This window comes from Limnohabitans curvus, assembly GCF_003063475.1.
In the GTDB taxonomy this organism is placed as follows: Bacteria; Pseudomonadota; Gammaproteobacteria; order Burkholderiales; family Burkholderiaceae_C; genus Limnohabitans; species Limnohabitans curvus.
This window is the reverse complement of record NZ_NESP01000001.1, coordinates 193,824-212,920: the sequence shown is the minus strand read 5'-3', so window position 1 is coordinate 212,920 and position 19,097 is coordinate 193,824. Positions and strand designations below refer to the sequence as shown.

Genomic DNA, 19,097 nt, shown 5'->3' with positions numbered 1-19,097 from the left:
GAGTTAAAGCGGAATGAGCTTGATGGCCAAACCCACCAAGGCACACAGGGTGATGACTTCCATCACGCCGCGTTTGTATTTGAACAAGGCCACTGCTGCCGCGATGGCAATGAGTGCCGAGCGCACATCAAACGCACCTGCAAAACCTTCGGGCCACAACAGGTGGTAGCCAAAGAACAAAGCGAGGTTGAGCACAACGCCGACCACCGCCGCAGTGATGGCGGTGAGGGGGGCGGTGAATTTGAGGTTACGGTGCGTGCTCTCGACCAAGGGGCCGCCCGCCAAGATGAAAATGAACGAGGGCAAGAACGTGAACCACGTCACGAGGCAAGCGGCCAAGGCACCTGCAGCGAACAAACTCTCAGGCCCCAGCAGCGCTTTGACATAACCACCGATGAACGCCACAAACGCCACCACCATGATGAGCGGACCGGGTGTGGTTTCGCCCAAGGCCAAGCCGTCCATCATTTGTGTGGGTGTGACCCAGCCAAACTGACCGACCGCACCTTGGTACACATAGGGCAGTACGGCATACGCGCCACCAAAAGTGAGCAAGGCCGCTTTGGTGAAGAACCAACCCATTTGCGTGAAGCTGTGGTCCCAACCAAACACCGCACACAGCACGCCCATGGGCACGGCCCACAACACGGCACCGGCCAACAATACTTGGACCAAACCTGCGTAGCTGAAATGCGCATGTGCCGGTGTGGGCGTGTGGTCGTCAATCAAGGCAGGGCCATACGAAGCGTTGGAGGCACCATGCCCACCGCCGGTTTGAAAGGTGTGAGGCGACACGCGGCCACCCACATAGCCCACGGCAGCCGCCACACCCACGATGAACGGAAAGGGCACATCGAGTGCAAAGATGGCCACAAATGATGCCGCAGCGATGGCCCACAACACGTTGTTCTTCAGCGCACGCGAACCAATGCGATGGGCCGCTTGCACCACGATGGCCGTGATCGCAGGCTTGATGCCAAAGAACAAACCGGCCACCCAAGGCACATCGCCAAACGCGATGTACACCCACGACAGCGCAATGAGGATGCCCAACGACGGCAACACAAACAACGCTCCCGCCACCACGCCGCCCCAACGCTTGTGCATGAGCCAGCCGATGTACGTGACCAACTGTTGTGCTTCAGGCCCAGGCAACACCATGCAGTAGTTGAGTGCGTGCAAGAAGCGTCGCTCAGACAACCAACGGCGGCGTTCCACCAGCTCTTGATGCAGGATGGCAATTTGCCCCGCAGGTCCACCAAAGCTGATGAAGCCTAGCTTGAGCCAAAACCAAAAGGCGCTGGCCAGGCTGACAGGGGCAGGGGCTGTGTGATCGTGTGAGGTGTGAGTCATTTATTGAACCGCGTGGCATCTAAAAACTTGGCCAATCGTGCTTCGATGGGCAAAGGCTCGCCATGCCATTGTGTAGCCAGCAGTTCACTGCACAGCAAACCCAGTGTCAAACCGCGCGAGCCCATGGCCGCATTCATGTACAAGCCCTCGGGTGTGTTGGGCACGCGTCCTGTCATGGGCAAGCGGTCGTGCACGCCGCAGCGCACACCGGCCCAACCGTGTACGCGTGGGGCGTCTGTGCCCACGGTGGCAAACAAGGGGGCGAGTGCGGCAGCGGTGTCTGGCTCTAAAGCCTGCAAGCGTTCTAAGTTCTCGGCATGGTCGGCGTCCAGCAAGCGCGCATCGCCGTTGATGCGGTCGTAGGTGGCGCCGGTGTACCAAGCGGGTCCGTCGGGCGAGGTGATGTTGTGCACAAAGCTGCCATTGCCGTTCACAGGTGTGGCAGGCATGTACGTACCCGCAGGTACATCGGCCATCAAGCCCCAAGACACCTGTCCGCGTAGCGGGTTGATGCGCGGTGCGCTGCCGTCCTCAGTGGCGGTGGCAATGAGAGCCGCAGAGCCAGGGCCTGCTGCTAACACCACGCGCGATGACTCGACTAAGACTTTGTTACCTTGCAGAACTTGCCACTTTGATGCGCTTGTGTTTGCAAGGTGAGCGGGATTTGTGGTCTGCGGTGTTGGTGCGTTGGAAGCCTCGTGCTTCTCGTGCGTGATGCACTTGAGTGCATCCACTTTCGCGTGGCCTTGCCAACGAATGTTGGGATGAGCTAACAACGCACGCACCAATTGCGCAGGCCTGAGCCACGCGCCGTGTGGGTGCCAATACGCGTCATCGGGGGCGGGCGGTGGTGCTTTGTGTGTCCAGTCGTTCGCGGTATGTGCGTGTTCGTGGAGCCAGCTCAGTGGCACACCGCCGCGTCGGGTTTTGCCGGGCAGGCGGCGTTCACGCACGCCGGTGCAACCCCAATCCACACCTTCGGTCAGCAACAAGCGCATGGTTTGTTCCATGAGTCGCAAGCCTGCACGCGAGAGACGTGACACACCACTGTCGTCGTGCGAGGTGTGTGGCGCGACCACGCCCACGGGCAAGCCCGATGCACCCGCAGCAGGCGCATCCCCTGCATCCAGCACCGTCACTTGCCAGCCGCGTTCGGCCAGTGCGCGTGCTGTGCCTGCGCCTGCAATGCCTGCACCAATGATGGTGACGGTGCGCTCGTTCAAAGCGGGGGCATCGACAGGTGGGGTGCACAGGCCCATGGGGTGTGCGCGTAGCACGTCGGCAAACTCGGGCCAGTCTTTGTGTTGACCCACGCACAGCGTGAGCGAAAGGCGGGCATGGCTGTGCGAATTCTGTGATGTCTCAGTCGTGTGGCGGCGTGCATCGCCATTCAGCGCAAACCGCAAGCGATGTATGCCAGGCAGCAAGCCCCAGCATTGTTCGGCCAGTTGTTGTGCGAATGAAAGAAGCTCTGTGTGTGCAGCGGCAGTTGTTAGCAACGCATCTGCCTGCAAAGGCTGTGCGGTGTGTGCCACCACATGCAAGTGCGTGGGGCGTGCAGCATCTGCGGTCCAGTCGTGCCACAGACGTAGAAAAGCCAGCTCGTCAAAGCTGGCTTGGGTGTGGCACCAGCTGTTACAGCCGTGCCATGCGTTGCGACGCGTCACGCAGTTTTATGCGCTCGGCGGCACGTAGCCTTGCACGGCGTCAGCGCCGTCGCCAAAGAAATGTTTTTCCATTTGACGCTTCAGGTATTCACGGGCGCGCAGGTCGGCCAAGTTCAAACGGTTTTCGTTCACCAACATGGTTTGTTGCTTGATCCAATCGGCCCAAGCTTGCTTGCTGACGCTTTCCCAAATGCGCTTGCCCAGCTCGCCTGGGTACGGTGGCAAGTCGAGGCCCTCTGCTTCGGTGCCGAGTTTGATGCATTGAACGGTGCGTGACATGTGATGTGCTTTTCTGTGATCAGGGTTAAAAACTTCAGGCAAGACTGTAGCAATATTTAAATCACCCTGAAATGGTGTGTGCCATCGCGGGCGAGCTGCTCAACCAAACCAAACTCCCAGTCGAGGTAGCCCTGCATGGCTTCCACGGGGTTGTTGGTGCCCTCGTAGGGGCGGCGGTAGCGGTCCACGCGCTCAACGGCGATTTGGTGGTCGCCTGTTTGCAGCTTGCCACCGGCGGCCACCCAAGCGGCGTTGCCGCCTTCCAGCCACACCACGTCCACGCCTGCTTTGGCCAGCGCTTGGACATCGGCCACGGCAAAGCGTGACACGCTGCCGTTTTGGCAGGTCAGCACATAGCGGTAGCCTTTGTGAGCGGCCGCGAGCGATTCTTTGAGCTGCGTGCGCAGCACCCACCACGCGCTGTGGATGTGGCCTTGGATGTATTGGGCGCTGGTGCTGAAGTCCAGCACCACGGTGTGGCTGTTGCGGTCGGCCAGCCAAGCTTTGACTTGTTCAACGTTGACGGATGTGACTTGACCTTGTGTATCTGGCAATGGCAACGGCGGTGTGTCGGTGTGTGTGAAGTCTTCGGCCGTGAGGCCTGACACCACATACACCTCCCAACCCATTTGGGCTAGCCACGAGGCCGACATGTGGGCGCGTGTGCCATCGGTGTCGCACAGCACGATGCGTGCGCCACGCACGGCAGCTTGGTGGTCGGTCTCTTGCACCAGCTGGCCGCCGGGGGCGCTGCGTGCACCGGCCACATGGCCCGCTGCGTATTCTTCGGGTGTGCGCACATCAAAGAAATACGTGGTCCGTGTGGGGTCGGCCAACCATGTGTTGAGCTCATCCAAACGCACGCGTTTCACACCAGCGCGCATGGCCACCGCAAATGCGCTGGCAGCGGCTTTGGCTCGGGTGGCGTCGTCCACCTCGGGGAAATGATCGCTCGCACCTTTGACCAGCTCTTGGCCTGCCAAGGTCCAACCAATCGTGCCGTTGCGCAGGGCGCTCACGGGGTTGGGAATGCCTGAGTTGATGAGCGACTGCGTACCAATGATGCTGCGCGTGCGGCCCGCACAGTTCACGATGATGCGCGTGGTGGCATTGGGCGCGAGTGCGCGGGCACGTAACACCAGCTCAGCCCCAGGCACGCTGATGCCGCTGGGAATGCTCATGGTTTGGTACTCGTCAAAACGGCGTGCGTCCATCACCACCACATTGGCTTTGGCATCGATGAGGGCTTTGACTTCTTGCGCGGAGAGCGACGGCGTGTGACGCTTGGATTCGACCAACTCACCAAACGATTTGCTGGGCACGTTGACATCGCGGAACACTTCGCCGCCTGCGTCTTGCCAGCCTTGGAGGCCACCGGCAAGCAGATGCACGTTGGTGTAGCCCATGCGTTTCAAGGTGCGGGCTGCGGGCAGGGCGAGGTCGTCGCCATTGAACGCAGTGCCGTACACCACGATGAAGGTGTCCAAGCGAGGGATGCGCGTCCAAGCATCGGCTTCGATACGGCCCAATGGCAAGTTGGCTGCAAACAGGGGGTGGCATTGGGCGAATGGGTCTTCCTCGCGCACGTCGAGGATGGCGATTTCTTGGCGTTGCAAGAGGGTTTCGCGAATTTGGGCAAATGCCGCGGATGGGAACTCACCTGCGGTGAGGGGAAACTCTTTTGGTTCATCCGTCTTGGCATTGCTGTAGCCCGAAATAAATTCTTTCACCGTGCCGTCTTCATGGAACACGTGGCGGCTCACCTTGCCAATATCGGCGCCGTAGACATGGATGCTGATGGAGGCTTGGTCGGCGAATGCATTCCACACCCGGTGCACATCGCCAATGGTGGGTGACACGGCTTCGACATGGCCTTGCTCTAAACGGATTTGCTCGCCGCTGGGCTGCCAATGGCCTTGTGCATTTTTGGCAAACGGCTGGCACAGCTCTGCGCCGCGCAACATGCCAATCAAGCCCCACACGGTGTGGTCGTGGATGGGGGTGGCTTGGCCAGGGCCCCACACAAAGCTCACCACCGAAAAGCGGTCGTCTGGATCGGCGTAGAGCAAAAACTGTTGGTAGCGCTCGGGGTTGGGCTGGGCGTAGGCGTCAGGCAGCCAATCGTCTTGGGCCACCAGCTCGGCCAGCAGGGTTTTGCCACTCGCCAAAATGGCAGCTTCGTCGGTTGTCCCTTCGAGCAAATCGTCTAGGTCAGTGACGAATTTTTGTAAACGGTGTGTATCGGCGAGCTGTGGCGTGCGTAAAGTCATGGCTTTGTATCGTGTAATGTGCGCTGGTCGCGTCAGTGCTGATTGTTTCACAGCGACAATTGAATCTTGCCCCTTTGGAGACAGTGTTGTGCTTGTAAAACTTTTGGATAGTCCTCGCCGCATTTGGTTGTTCATCTTCGTGGTGTGTGCGGGTTTGTTGAGCTTTGGTATGTATTTGCAACATGTGGTGGGTTTAGAGCCTTGCCCCATGTGCATCGTGCAGCGCTATGTGATGGTGCTGATGGGTTTGGTGGCCTTGTTGGGGGCAGGTTTGTCGGGTCGTACCGCCTCGTTGATGGCCGGCAGCGTGCTGGTGCTCTTGGCGGGGAGTGGTGCCTACGTGGCGGCCCGCCAAACTTGGTTGCAGTGGTACCCCCCCGAGGTGGTGTCATGTGGCCGCGACTTCTACGGCATGATCGAAACTTTCCCCTTGCAACGTGCCATTCCCATGATCTTTAAAGGGGGTGGCGATTGCAGCAAGGTGGACTGGACCTTTTTAGGCGGCTCGATTGCCAACTGGTCGTTTGTGGCGTTTGTGGGGTTGGGGTTGTTGGCTTTGGCCACAGTGATTCGTCATCACTGCATGACCACAGGCACACACAAGGTGTAACCCACCTTGTGCAAGGCTTTGATGCTGGGTCTTGGTGCTCCGATCGAAGCTAGCTTTTTGCGTAACCGGGTCATGCGCATCTCAATCGTGGCGGCAGATGGCAAGGTGTCTTTCCCTGAAGCCACAATTTCGGCCACTTGCCAACGTTCTAGGCTTTGACCTGGCGCACGTGTCAGCGCACTCAGAATCAAAGCATCGCTGGTTGTTAAATCCACATCACCGTCGGGTCCGCTGAGCTGCATGCGCGACAAGTTGAGGGTGATGGTGTGGTGGTGTTGTTGATTGATAGTGCGCAGTCGTTTTCCCACCGCAGCCACACCTGCCATTAACTCTTGCGGATGCACGGGTTTGGTGAGGTACAGATCGGCACCACTTTCATAGCCAATCACCTTATCGCCAATTTGTGTGCGTGCGGTGGTGATGACGATGCCGACATTCGGGTGTGAGGCTCTCAGCCGTCGCGTCAAACTCAAGCCATCTTCGTCTGGCAAGTTCAGATCAATCACATAGACGTCGGGCAGAAAACCACCGGTCACGTCGTTGAGGTCTTCTGCTTGTGGAACGCCGCGCACGAAATGTCCTTGGTTCTGCAGAAAAGCCAACGTGGCTTCGCGCAGTTCATCGTTGTCTTCAATCACCAATATTTTCAGCGCGACGTTTTGCATAGATCTAGGATTCTGTGACTTTCACATTCGTATTCCCAACAATAACTAACGCCGCATGGTCAGGTCAGGCACCCAAACGGTGAACACGGGGTGGCCAGCTTGCGCCGTGTAACTGATCGTGCCTTGCAGCAAATCAAGCAAACCTTTGACCAAAAAAAGCCCCAAGCCAGACCCCGAAACTCGGCGCGCCTGTGGGCTGCGGTAATACTTTTCAAACAGCTGTGCCGCATCAGGCAACCCTGTGCTTCCAGCTTGGTTGGCCACCTGCCACAGCCAACCGCTTTGGTCTTGCTTGCGCGTGAACTGAAGAGAAACTTGAACGCGACCTTGCGGTGCGCCATATTTGCACGCGTTGTCCAGCAGGTTGCCCAGCACGATAGACAACATTTGAGCATCGGTGTGTAGCAAGCCCGATGTATTGGGCGCAGAAAAATCAACTTGTCCCGGATAGCGACAGCTTTGAATGCATGATTGTGTGAGCGCAATTGGGTCAACGCTTTGCAAATACGGTTCTAGCCCTTGGTCTGCCAGCTGTCCTGTGTGGACACAGCGTTCGATCACTTGGTTCATGTCAGCAATCGTGCGGTCCATCACCTCTCGCTTGAGTTCACCCACTTCCATTCGCATACGCAGAGTGGCCAGTGGTGTTTTCAACTCGTGGGCCAGCATGGCAAAGAGCTGGCTTTGCTCTTCGCGGTGGTGTTTTTCACTTGCGACCTTTTGTTCGCTGCGTTCAAGCTCTCTGACGATGGCTTGTTGTTCGTGTTGAAGCGTTCTGGCACGCACTTGTAACATGATGAACATCACCACACCATCCATCACCGCATGTGTCAATGTGCCTATCACCATGATGGGGTGCGCCTTGATCCAACCCAAATGAATCAACGGTGGCAACGAGCTCAATGCGCTGTAAACGAGTAGATAAACCAATAAAAGTTTCAGAGGAATTGGCTGAACCACCTTGTGAGGTATGGCTGTGAGAAGAGTGATTAGCAACAGCGAGAAAGCCAAAAGAATCGCAATGTTTCCAATTTTTAACATCTCAATGGTGAGATCCAAAAATTGCAACAAAGACAGTGATGCAATAGAAATGGCCAACACCCGACAGGCGATGAGACACATGCGTGCAGGGCGATAACTTTCGATGAACTTAGCTAAAAACCACAGTGTCACGCTGATGACCCAAATGAACGAGGTGGAAGAAATTGTGGTCAACACCCCCTCTGACAAGTAGGGACCAACCACGATGCGTGCAAAACCTAATAAGAAGAACGCCCATGTAGTTGCAAAGATTTGTTTGAACGCGAAAGCACCTATCAAGCCGTCGCGACTGATCCACCACTGAGCCGCTGCCCAAATCGCAAACATGCCAGAGGCTGCCGTGAAAAACCCCATCAACCATTCCTGCAAACGGTTTTGCAATTGCGCCTGAGTAGACGGCAAAACCTCCATATTTATGGAACGTGTACTGGTGGTATGGAGTTGTAAATAAATGTTTCGCTCATGGTTAAGCGCGGGGATTTGAAATGTGAAATTGATCGAAGCCAAGCTGTCATCGTTTGGTGGCAATGCATCACCGCTCTTAAGCACTAGGTTTGCGCTGGGGTCATACAGCGTCAGGTAGTCTAGGTAGGGTGGTTTGATCTGCACGATCCAAGACGTGCGCGTGTCGTGTGCTGCCGCTTTGAGTTTGGTGCGGATCCAAATCGTTTCTGGGCCGTAGCCCCAACTCTGCCATCGCGCCATCGGCTGCCAGTCGGGGCTGGCTGTCACCTCTTGCAAGCTGGCGTGTCCAGTTTTGTCCATCAACCACTCTTGTGACTGAATCAATGTTGCCTGGCTAGTGGCCGCAGTGCAGCCTGTGAGAATCAGCAGGGCTGCTACCAGCGCGAGTAACCAAAGACGGAATGGTGGTTTTAAAGAAGTGATGAGCACAACGTGAGGATTGGTTAGTTTTTGCCTATTGATTCATCGAGGTCAATCATACTTTTGTAAGGTTGCCAAGGCCTTGGGCTGTCTTTTGGTGATCGTTTGATAGCTTTTGTTAGGTTTGATTTGTTGTTTTTCGCATAGTTATACCAATTGCGACAAATTTATCAAATCAAATGACAAAAACAACTTCGCCAAAAATTCAATTCACCCAAATCGCTTGCGCCGTGATGTTACTGGCAGCATCTTGTTCGGCGGTTGCGCAAACCATTCCTGATGCAGGCGCTTTGCAAAAGCAAAACGAGCAAAGCCTGAAGCGCCAAACACCGCCCACATTGACTCCTCGGCCACATACGGCCCCTCCTGTCATGAAAAAAGAAGGTGAGCAAACGGTTAGCGTCTCGCGCTTTGAATTCACAGGCAACACCCTGCTGAACAACGAGGCACTTGGCCTCGCTGTTGATCCCTTCCTGAATCGCCCCTTGAGCTTTGCTGAGTTGCAACAAGCGGTGGATGCGGTGGCCATGGCTTACCGTGATGCGGGCTGGATTGTGCGGACCTACTTACCTCAGCAACAAATCACGCGAGGCGTGGTTGCCATTCACGTCATCGAAGCTGTGTTTGGTGAGGTGCGCCTGCAAGGCGAACCGGTAACGCGTGTAGACGCTTCACAACTCACCGACATTGTTGACAGCGTGTTGCACAAAGGCGAACCGCTGAGCGCACAAGACATCGATCGTGCCTTGCTTTTGCTGGACGATTTGCCAGGTGTCAACGTCGTGGGCAGCTTGTACGAAGGTCGTGAGCGCAGTGAAACTAACTTGGCTTTGACCGCCACTGATGAAGCCTGGCTGGTTGGCAATGTGGCCTATGACAACGCAGGCGCTACCTCTACAGGCACCAAAAGACTGAGTGCCAACCTCATGCTCAACAGCCCCTTGCGTTTGGGGGATGCACTGGCCGTCAACCTATTGAAAACCGAAGGCAGTGATTTTCAACGCATGGCCTACACCTTGCCCGTGGGCAACGATGGTTTGCGTGCCGGTGTCCATGCAAGTTCGATGCACTACGACTTGCTCGCCAGCTTCAGCACTGCGGGCTACCAAGGCACCGCAGAAACCATGGGCGTAGACCTGAGCTACCCCTTGGTGCGCAGCCAACTTCAAAACCTCAACCTCGTATTCAGCTACGACAGCAAACGCTTTGACAACTGGAGCAGCGCTGGCGCTATGTCTAACTACCGTTTGAATGTTTACAACCTCAGCCTCAACGGCAACAAGCTAGACAACTGGGGCGGTGGCGGTGCCAACACCGCATCTGTGGCGCTGAGCAATGGCCGCGTCAATCTGGATGGCTCGGCCAATCAAGCCGACGACCTTGCAGGTGCTGCCACCCAAGGCTACTTCACCAAACTCAACCTCAACCTCAGCCGACTGCAAAGCCTGAGCAACGATTTAAGTTGGTTTGTTTCGGCTGCATGGCAAACCGCCAGCCAGAACCTTGACTCATCCGAGAAGATGTACTTGGGTGGTGTCAACGGCGTACGCGCCTTTCCGACCAGCGAAGGCGGTGGTGCGCTGGGTCGAACCTTGACCAACGAACTGCGCCAACGCTTGGATGATCGATTCACCCTCACGGCGTTTTATGACTACGGGCGTGTTCAAGAGTTTCGCAACAACCAACGCGCGGTGGCCGACAACTCAGGCAACACCCTGAATACCTCACTCAACAGCTATGCCCTCAAAGGTTGGGGCTTGTCCTTGGGCTGGCAAGGCCCCAAAGGTGTTGACGTCAAAGCCACCGTGGCACATCGCACGCACAGCAACCCCTTGGCACAAACCAATGGGCTAGATCGTGACGGCACCCTCAAAACCACCCGTGTGTGGGTCAGCACCAGCATCGCGTTTTAAAGCAGAGAATAAAAATGAAAAACAACGGCAGCCTCAATCGCAACTTTCGTCACGTCTGGTCTGACGCCACCCAAAGCTGGCACGTTGCCCCAGAAACCGCACGCGGCGCTGGCAAGCGCAGTGGCTCGGGCCACGGTGCCTGCGCCATCATGGGCGGCGTCTTAACGTCGGTGGCCATGGCTGCCATTGCCACCTTGTCACATGCGCAGCAAGCGCCCCCCGTTACCCAGTTGCCCACAGGCGCAAGTGTGGTGCGAGGCGCAGCCACCATTGGGCAAACCAGCACTGCCAACAGCGCGGTGATGAACATCAACCAATCCACCCAACGCGCGGCCATCAACTGGAACACCTTCAACGTCGGTGCCAGCGCCATCGTGAACTTCAACCAGCCCAACAGCAGCGCAGTCACCCTCAACCGGGTCAACGACGTCAATGCGAGCCAAATCTTTGGCCGCATCAACGCACCGGGCCAAGTGTTTTTGACCAACCCCAATGGCGTGTATTTCTCGCCCAGCGCGCAAGTGGACGTGGGCGCTTTGGTGGCCACCACACACAGCATCAGCGACGACAACTTCATGGCGGGCAACTACCGCTTTGAGCGCAATGGCGCCACTGGCAAAGTGCTCAACGACGGGCAGTTAAACGCGGCACTCGGTGGCTACATCGCGTTGTTAGCCCCTGAGGTGCAAAACGGCGGTGTCGTCGTGGCCCAAGCAGGCACCGTGGCCATGGCCGCGGGCGAGGTGGTGACGCTTAATTTTGATGGCAACCAGCACTTGGCAGGCATCACCACCACCGCCGCCACTTTGGAAACCTTGATTGAAAACCGCCAAGCCATTCGTGCCCCTGGGGGTTTGATCATCCTGTCGGCCAAATCGGTGGCTGACCTACAGGCCGGTGTGGTCAACAACACGGGCGCGGTCGAAGCCACGCAGCTCAACATGGTTGATGGCGTCATTCGCTTAGACGCCTCGCAAGCCGTCATTCAAACCGGCACCTTGCGTGCGCCGCAAATCAGCGTGGCCACCAAAAACCTGATCGACGCTGGCACATGGGACGCCAGCGCCGCAGGCAATGGCAGCACCGCACGCGGAGGCCGCATTCACGTGGTGGCTGACGAAAACATCGAACAAACCCAAGCCGCCCAATGGCACGCCGATGGCGACCAAGCAGGCAGCATCTGGATGCAAGCCAAGCAAAGCGCCTACGTGTCTGGCAGCTTGAGTGCCAGTGGTGGGCGGGGCGGCGATGTGTCCATCACCGCGCCTAGCTTGACCTTGGCCGGTGCCTCTGTCCACGCCGACGGTGACCTGGGTGGTGGCACCCTGCGCATCGGTGGCGGCTGGCAAGGCGGTGACGCCGATCTACCCAACGCCGACAAAGTAACAGTCATGGCCACCCAGCTCAGCGCCAATGCACGGGACAACGGCGATGCAGGCACTGTGGTGGTGTGGTCAGAAAACCAAACCCAATTTGGCGGTCACATCAGTGCCCAGGGCGGCGCGCAAGCTGGTCATGGCGGACAAGTTGAAGTGTCTAGCCACCAAAACTTGGTGCAGGCCGGCACCATCGATGTGTCAGCCCCACACGGCAACAACGGGCAAGTGTTGTTTGACCCCAAAAACATTGAAATCATCAGTTCGGTTGTAAACCCTTCGGTATTGAGCTTGACCGACACCCTTGCCGCCAACCGTAGCTTGGGTGCAACTCTGACGAAAGAGCTGCTCAATAGCACCACCTCTAGCTCGTTGAACCGAATTTTGGTGACCTCGGAAACTGATTCAACCGTTGCAACCAGTGCGGGATCAATCAAAGTTTTCAACGCCACCACAGGTGCGCTTGTGTCTAGCCTCACAGGCAGTTCTGCCAACGACAAAGTCGGCGTAGGTGCCTTGACTGACCTTGGGGCAGGCAAATACACCTTCACCAACTCATGGTGGGGAAGCGCTGGTACGTTAACCAATGCGAAGGGGGCGGTGACATGGTTTGACGGCACATTGGGTGTGTCGGGTGTGGTATCCAGCAGCAACAGCTTGGTCGGCACGGCCACTGGCGATCAAGTCGGCACCACGGGCGTGACTGCCTTGACCAATGGCAACTACATCGTGCGTTCAGCGCTTTGGGGTGGCGGCACTACGACCACGGCCAAAGGTGCCATCACCTGGGGCAGCGGTACTTTTGGGGTGATGGGTAATGTGTCTAGCACCAACAGCTTGGTGGGTGGCGCGGCGGGCGACAACGTCGGTTCTGACACGATCACCTCGCTTGGCAACGGCAACTATGTGGTGAAGTCCCCGATGTGGGGCAGTGCCAATGGCACCCCCAATGCCGGCAAGGGGGCCGTGACCTGGATCAACGGCAGCACAGGCCTCATTGGTACCTTAGGTAGCACAAACAGTTTGGTAGGTGGTGCCTTGAATGACCGCGTGGGTGCCAACGGTATCACCGTTTTGACCAATGGCAACTACCTCGTGCTCTCGGCCAACTGGTCCACAGCCAAAGGCGCGATCACGTGGGGCAGTGGTACCTCGGGCGTCAGTGGTGTGGTGGCCAATACCAACAGTTTGGTGGGCGGTTCTAACTATTATTTCGTCGGTAAATCGGCGGTGGTGCTGAATAACGGAAATGCAGTTGTTCTTTCTGCATCGTGGGGCAGTGGTAACTCAAGCGGCACCAATCCCAAAGGCGCGGTGACTTGGGTGAACGGCAGCACAGGCATCACCGGCACATTGAATAACACCAACAGCTTGGTGGGAACTTTGACGAATGACCAAGTGGGCGCTACAGGTATTACTGCATTGTCGAACGGTAACTACATCGTGCGTTCGGCGCTTTGGAATGGGGGTACAACTTCTACGGCCTATGGTGCTGTCACCTGGGGTAGTGGTGTCTCGGGTGTGGTTGGCGGTGTGTCCGCCGCCAATAGCTTGGTTGGCTCAAGTCCCGGTGATCGAGTGGGTCTTTTCATCACAAACTTGTTGAATGGCAATGCTGTGGTTTCGACGCCCTATTGGTCAGGTGCTAGGGGAGCCTCGACCTGGGTGGACGGCACTCGTGGCATTAGCGGTTATGTGTCCAACACCAATAGCCTTGTCGGCACCAATGCGTTGGATTATGTTGGTACCAGAGGGGCCGATTTGCTCAGCAATGGTAATTATGTTGTGCGCAATGACCTTTGGAACGGGGGATTGGGGGCCATGACATGGGGCAGTGGCACTTCGGGGGTAGTCGGTGATGTGTCAAGCGCCAACAGCTTGGTGGGTGTCAATCCCAATGATGCTGTTGCTAGTGGTAGCAATAACATTATCGCGTTAGGCAACGGTAAATATCTCTTGAAAACACTGTCGTACGGTAACGATGGGTCCGGTAATTCTAGTTTTACGAAAGGGGCTATTACCTGGTTTGACGGGGCCGTTGGCATTACCGGTTTTCTCTCTAGCGCCAACAGCCTGATTGGAGATGCTGTTGGGGACGCGATTGGATCCGTCAGCTACATCACTGTTCTGGCTAATGGCAACTACTTCATTCGCTCTCCGCTTTGGGGTAGCGGGGGGGTCGCAAGTGCAGCAAAAGGTGCTATCACGTGGGGCAATGGTGCCACTGGTACGACAGGTGTTGTGTCGAGTCTTAACAGCTTGGTGGGAGCGGCTAACGGTGATAGTTTAGGTTCTGGCGCCACCTCACTGACAGCGTTGAACAATGGCAACGTAGTGATCACATCGCCGTTGTGGGGTAGTGGTAACAGCACGACCGCCAATGCCAAGGGGGCGGTGACTTGGATTGACGGTTCGACAGGTCTCAGTGGGACGCTGAGTAGCAGCAATAGCTTGGTGGGTAGCGCACAGGGTGATCGTTTGGGGTCCGGCGGCGTCACGGCCTTGTCGAATGGCAACTACATTGTGCTGTCGCCATTTTTTCAAGGTGGGATTTCGGCCACGACTGCTTCATCGAAGGGCGCCATCACCTGGGGTAGTGGCACTTTGGGTTTGACCGGCGTGGTCTCTACCAGCAACAGCTTGGTGGGAGCGGCTAACGGCGATAGTTTAGGTTCTGGCGGCGCAGTGACAGCGTTGAACAATGGCAACGTAGTGATCACATCGCCGTTGTGGGGTAGTGGTGACGGCACGACCGACAATGCCAAGGGTGCGGCGACCTGGATGAATGGGGTTACAGGCCTGACAGGAACCTTGAGTGATCTCAACAGCCTCGTGGGTGACGCTGCTGGTGATCGGGTGGGGGCGACGGGTGTAACCGCTTTGACAAACGGTAACTTCGTCGTGCGCTCTGCATTTTGGGGCGGCGGGGTTTCGGCCACTGCAGCTTTGTCAAAAGGTGCCATCACTTGGGGCAGCGGTACTTCGGGCATTTCAGGTGTGCTGTCTAGTAACAATAGCTTGGTGGGGTTCGCCGCGGGTGACCACGTTGGTTCTGGTGCAGTCACTGCGCTGAGCAATGGCGATGCAGTGGTTATGTCGCCGTTGTGGGGTAGTGGTAACGGCACGACCGCCAATGCCAAGGGCGCTGCAACCTGGATCACCGGTTCCACCGGTGTCACGGGTATTTTGGATAGCAGTGGCACCAACAGCTTGCTTGGTTCAACGGCGGGTGATCAACTAGGTTCTGGTGGCGCTGTTGTGTTGTTGGACGGACGTGTGGTTTTGTCATCCCCCGAATGGCGTGACCCTGTGTCAGGAGCCGTTCTTGCAGGGCGTGTTGATATCTTGGGCCCAGTGTCGTCCTCAAGCCTGACGTCCACCGTGGGGTTTAGCACGGCAGCATCGGCAACCAGCAAGTTTTTGGCTTCTGATTTGGTGGCACTACTGGATGCAGGCACGTCGGTGACGCTGCAAGCCAGCAACGACATCACGGTCAGCGCAGCTGTCAATTCAGCGCCTGTGTCGTCTAGCGGCGGGTTGACCTTGCAAGCAGGGCGCTCGGTGTTGCTCAATGCGGGCATTGGGCTGGGAAATGCGAACTTGTCGATCATCGGCAACGAATGGGTCACACCCGTCAATGGCGTGGGTGGTGGTGTGGTGGATGCAGAGCGCGATGCAGGCAATGCCGTGATCACGCAAGCAGCCAACACCAGCCTCAACGTGGGCACGGGTACGCTGGAAGTGATTTTGCGCGGCAGCAATGGCGGCGGCAAAACCAACGAAGGCACTGGGGCCATCACGCTGCGAAACGTGACCGCTTCACACATCAGTGTGACCAACGATGGCACCACTGTCGGCAGCGACATTGCCTTAGGCACGACGAATGCCGCTCAGGATTTGACGCTCACCACCCAAGGTGGCGCGATCGATGTGGGCACCAGCACGGTGGGTGGCAACTTGGTGGTTAATAGCCACAACGGGGCCATCACGCAAGCAGGTGCGTTGACTGTTACAGGTACCTCAAGCCTTGATGCAGGCACAGGCGATGTCACGTTGGCTAACGTGGGCAACGACTTCACAGGTGCAGTGTCGGCAACAGGTGCAGCCGTGCAACTGACAGATGCCAATGCGTTGACTTTGGGCACAGTCGCGACGACCGGCGATTTTCTGGTGGCCAGCAATGGCGCATTGGATTTGGGCCTTCTGACCGTAGGCGGTGCCCTCAGTGCCAACAGCACGAATGGTGACATCACCCAAACGGGCGTTTTGACGGTCACCGGTACTTCAACGCTGGGCGCGGGGACAGGGCGTGTGACGTTGACAAATGCTGCCAACCAATTCGGTGGTGCAGTAACCACCACTGCGAGCTCGGTGGATGTGCAAGGCAACGCGGGCTTAACCCCGACTGGCTTGGTGTCCTCTACGACAGCGACAGGGGCCTCGGCGCAGGCCCCCGCGATCAGCGGCACGGTTACCCCAGGTGCTACTGTGAGCGTGTATGACGGCACAACGTTGTTGGGTACCGCCACTGCGGACGCCGTGACAGGTGCTTGGACCTACCAAGTGGGTAGCAGTTTGAGTACCGGTTCGCATTCGATCACAGCAAGACAAACTGTTGGCGGTGTGACGTCAGTGTCAACGCCTTTGACTTTTGTTGTGACTGGACAACCGTCTGCGACGTTGCCTCCGGTGATTCCTCCAGTGGTGCCAGTTGTTCCTCCTGTGGTGGCTCCAGTGCTCGTCCAACCGCCTGCACCTCCTTTGGAGATCCAAGTTGCGCCTGAGCCTGCACCGACATCTGAAACCACTACAGAGTCAACAGATCAGAAGAACAAAGTTGCGGCTAAGGCAGTACCTGCTATTGAACCGGCGCTAAAAGTAGCCAGCGGCGCACCGGCATCTGCGGACAGCAACTTGAGTTCAAGTTTTGTGGCGATCAACGCAGCTAAATCGGATGCCACCGTGGTGGTGAATGTGCTGAGAGCGCCAACCGCTCAGAGTGTGGGGTTGATCACGGTGACATTGCCGATGGGTCTGACCAGTTCGGATGTAGAGACTTTGATTCCGCTGGTTGATCACATCAGTAGCGCTGATTCAACATCAAAAAATGAGGTGCTGCTGACTTTGCCAAATGGCAAACAGTTGCCCTCATGGATCACGTACAACACCGAGAAAAAGGCGCTGGTTTTAGTGGCGGTGCCGGACGCGAGTTTCCCATTCCAGATGTTGATGAATGTGGACGGACAGCGTTCTTTACTTCAAATTCAAAAAGGCCGTTAAGGCTTAAAAGTGACGTGCCATGACATCCATGAAAAACTCTAAGAATTATTTTTCCAAAATCTCCGGCGTGATTGGGCTTTCCGTCGTTTCTTGTGTTGCTTACGCACAGGCAACGCCTGATGCTGGCTCGTTGCTCAGGCAAACAGAGCGAGACTTGAATCCACAACGCGCACCGGCTGCACAGGTGCGTCGCGAGGTGTTGGAAAGTTCAGTGGTGAAGCCTGGTGAGACTAGCGTGACGGTTACGCAGTTCAAATTTGTGGGCAACACAATGTTGAGCGACGCGCAGTTGCAAGCGGCTGTTGCGCCTTACTTGAATCAAGCGCTGACGTTTGCTCAGTTGCAGCAGGTCACAGATGCCGCGACGAATGCGTATCGTGAGGCCGGATGGTTGGTGCGGACGTTTTTACCTGCTCAAAAAATTACGAATGGTGTTTTCACGATTCAGGTGGAAGAGGCGGTGTTTGGCAAGGTGGTGTTGGTGGATGCGCCGCAACGCGTGGATGCCGCCGTGTTGAAGGGCTTTGTGGATGCCGCGCAAGTGGCCGGTGCGCCCTTGAGTGCCAAGAAGATTGATCGAGCCTTGCTGTTGCTGGGGGACTTGCCGGGCGTCATCGTCGCTGGAAATTTGATTGAAGGCGAGAAGCCAAGCGAAACAGATATTTTGATCAAGGCCGTTGATGGCAGCGCATTGGCTGGCAACGTTAGTGTTGACAACTATGGTTCACGTTCAACAGGGGTTGAGCGTGTGTTGGCGAGCCTCAATATCAACGGCCCTTTGCAACTGGGCGACCAATTGGGGCTTACCGCCCTCAAAACACAGGGCAGCGACTACCAACGCGTGGGCTTCACCCTGCCTGTGGGTTACGACGGCCTGCGTGCAGGCGCACATGCCACACACCTGAGCTATGGACTGGTGGGCGACTTTGCCAGCATGGGGAGTAATGGTTCTTCGCTTTCCACAGGCTTGGATGTGAGCTATCCGCTCTTGCGCAGCCAACCGACCAACATCAACCTGATGGCCAACTACGAACAAAAACGGTTTGATAACAACAACCTCTCGGGCTCGGTGTCTCACTACAACATCGATGTCTACAGCATTGGCGTGAATGCCAACCAGCTTGACAACTGGAACGGTGGCGGCATGAGCAACGCTTCGGCCACGCTGACCACGGGGCAGGTCAACTTAGATGGCTCTGCCAACCAAAGCACAGACACGAATGGCCCAGCCACCGCAGGCAACTTCGTCAAACTCAGCCTGAGTTTGAGCCGTCTGCAAAAACTCGACACAACCCTCAGTGCCTACGTCGCGGTGAACATGCAGATGGCCAACAAAAACTTGGACAGCAGCGAACGCATGTATTTAGGTGGTGCTAGTGGTGTGCGTGCTTATCCCAGCAGTGAAGGGGGAGGCTCGCAAGGCAACACCTTCACGGCTGAACTGCGCCAACAACTGAATAGCCATTACACCGTTACAGGGTTTTATGACCGAGGTCATGTGCAAGCCTTTAAGAACAACGCCTATGCCGATGGCACGGCGCATTTGAACTCTGACAGCTTCTCTAACAACTACAGCCTCAGCGGCTACGGCGTGTCGCTGGCTTGGCAGTCGCTCAAGGGCACCGAGTTGCGGGCTACGCTCGCACACCGCAAAGGCCGCAACCCATTGGCTGACAACAAAGACAACGACCAAGACGGCACCCGCAAGTTCAACCGCTTGTGGCTCAACGCATCGGTGAACTTTTAAGGAATAAAAAA

The 19,097-nt window shown here is 56.7% G+C and carries 10 protein-coding genes and 1 pseudogene; 4 read left to right on the top strand and 7 right to left on the bottom strand.

The window, feature by feature from the left end:
• Window positions 1–3: 3 nt before the first annotated feature.
• The 5 genes and pseudogenes from chrA to B9Z44_RS15240 form a co-directional block, all read right to left on the bottom strand.
• Window positions 4–1,353 (bottom strand): chromate efflux transporter, encoded by a 1,350-nt coding sequence (gene chrA, locus B9Z44_RS00860; protein WP_108401433.1) that lies wholly within the window; start codon window positions 1,351–1,353, stop codon window positions 4–6.
• Complete coding sequence (locus B9Z44_RS00855) at window positions 1,350–3,020, bottom strand: FAD-dependent oxidoreductase (RefSeq protein ID WP_108401432.1); 1,671 nt, start codon at window positions 3,018–3,020, stop codon at window positions 1,350–1,352. Before B9Z44_RS00855 ends, chrA begins: the two co-directional genes overlap by 4 nt.
• 6 nt (window positions 3,021–3,026) lie before the next feature.
• Complete coding sequence (locus tag B9Z44_RS00850; protein ID WP_104797267.1) at window positions 3,027–3,299, bottom strand: oxidative damage protection protein; 273 nt, start codon at window positions 3,297–3,299, stop codon at window positions 3,027–3,029.
• A 56-nt stretch (window positions 3,300–3,355) separates the two neighbouring features.
• Entirely contained in the window at window positions 3,356–5,017 is a 1,662-nt protein-coding gene (locus B9Z44_RS00845) for a rhodanese homology domain-containing protein (RefSeq protein WP_170108508.1), read from the bottom strand.
• A gap of 69 nt (window positions 5,018–5,086) precedes the next feature.
• Window positions 5,087–5,569 (bottom strand): annotated as a pseudogene (locus tag B9Z44_RS15240) (cysteine dioxygenase family protein); the annotation flags it as partial.
• Window positions 5,570–5,657: 88 nt separating this feature from the next.
• On the opposite strand from B9Z44_RS15240, the gene B9Z44_RS00840 reads away from it, so the two are divergent.
• The gene (locus B9Z44_RS00840; RefSeq protein WP_233246863.1) at window positions 5,658–6,179 is read left to right on the top strand and encodes a disulfide bond formation protein B; all 522 of its coding nucleotides are present in this window, start codon (window positions 5,658–5,660) and stop codon (window positions 6,177–6,179) included.
• Here the strand turns inward: B9Z44_RS00840 and B9Z44_RS00835 are convergent.
• A complete protein-coding gene (locus B9Z44_RS00835; RefSeq protein WP_108401430.1) occupies window positions 6,146–6,844 on the bottom strand; it encodes a response regulator transcription factor in 699 nt (232 codons plus the stop codon). The two genes, B9Z44_RS00840 and B9Z44_RS00835, sit on opposite strands and share 34 nt — an antisense overlap.
• Before the next feature lie 45 nt (window positions 6,845–6,889).
• Window positions 6,890–8,650, bottom strand: coding sequence for a sensor histidine kinase (locus B9Z44_RS00830; RefSeq protein ID WP_108401429.1), 1,761 nt, complete (start codon window positions 8,648–8,650; stop codon window positions 6,890–6,892).
• A 491-nt stretch (window positions 8,651–9,141) separates the two neighbouring features.
• Here B9Z44_RS00830 and B9Z44_RS00825 point away from each other — a divergent pair, with 491 nt between their 5' ends.
• The 3 genes from B9Z44_RS00825 to B9Z44_RS00815 all read left to right on the top strand — a co-directional run bounded on the left by B9Z44_RS00825 (window position 9,142) and on the right by B9Z44_RS00815 (window position 19,086).
• A complete protein-coding gene (locus B9Z44_RS00825) occupies window positions 9,142–10,683 on the top strand; it encodes a ShlB/FhaC/HecB family hemolysin secretion/activation protein (protein ID WP_170108450.1) in 1,542 nt (513 codons plus the stop codon).
• A 14-nt stretch (window positions 10,684–10,697) separates the two neighbouring features.
• Window positions 10,698–17,339, top strand: coding sequence for a two-partner secretion domain-containing protein (locus B9Z44_RS00820; RefSeq protein WP_108401428.1), 6,642 nt, complete (start codon window positions 10,698–10,700; stop codon window positions 17,337–17,339).
• Between the two features lie 154 nt (window positions 17,340–17,493).
• On the top strand, window positions 17,494–19,086 hold the full coding sequence (locus B9Z44_RS00815) for a ShlB/FhaC/HecB family hemolysin secretion/activation protein (protein ID WP_170108449.1): 1,593 nt from the start codon (window positions 17,494–17,496) through the stop codon (window positions 19,084–19,086).
• Window positions 19,087–19,097 lie beyond the last annotated feature (11 nt).

Coding starts and splice junctions, on each gene's coding strand:
- B9Z44_RS00835 (WP_108401430.1), bottom strand. CDS start 6,844: ATGCAAAACGTCGCGCTGAAAATATTGGTGATTGAAGACAACGATGAA.
- B9Z44_RS00850 (WP_104797267.1), bottom strand. CDS start 3,299: ATGTCACGCACCGTTCAATGCATCAAACTCGGCACCGAAGCAGAGGGC.
- chrA (WP_108401433.1), bottom strand. CDS start 1,353: ATGACTCACACCTCACACGATCACACAGCCCCTGCCCCTGTCAGCCTG.
- B9Z44_RS00825 (WP_170108450.1), top strand. CDS start 9,142: ATGAAAAAAGAAGGTGAGCAAACGGTTAGCGTCTCGCGCTTTGAATTC.
- B9Z44_RS00820 (WP_108401428.1), top strand. CDS start 10,698: ATGAAAAACAACGGCAGCCTCAATCGCAACTTTCGTCACGTCTGGTCT.
- B9Z44_RS00830 (WP_108401429.1), bottom strand. CDS start 8,650: ATGGACAAAACTGGACACGCCAGCTTGCAAGAGGTGACAGCCAGCCCC.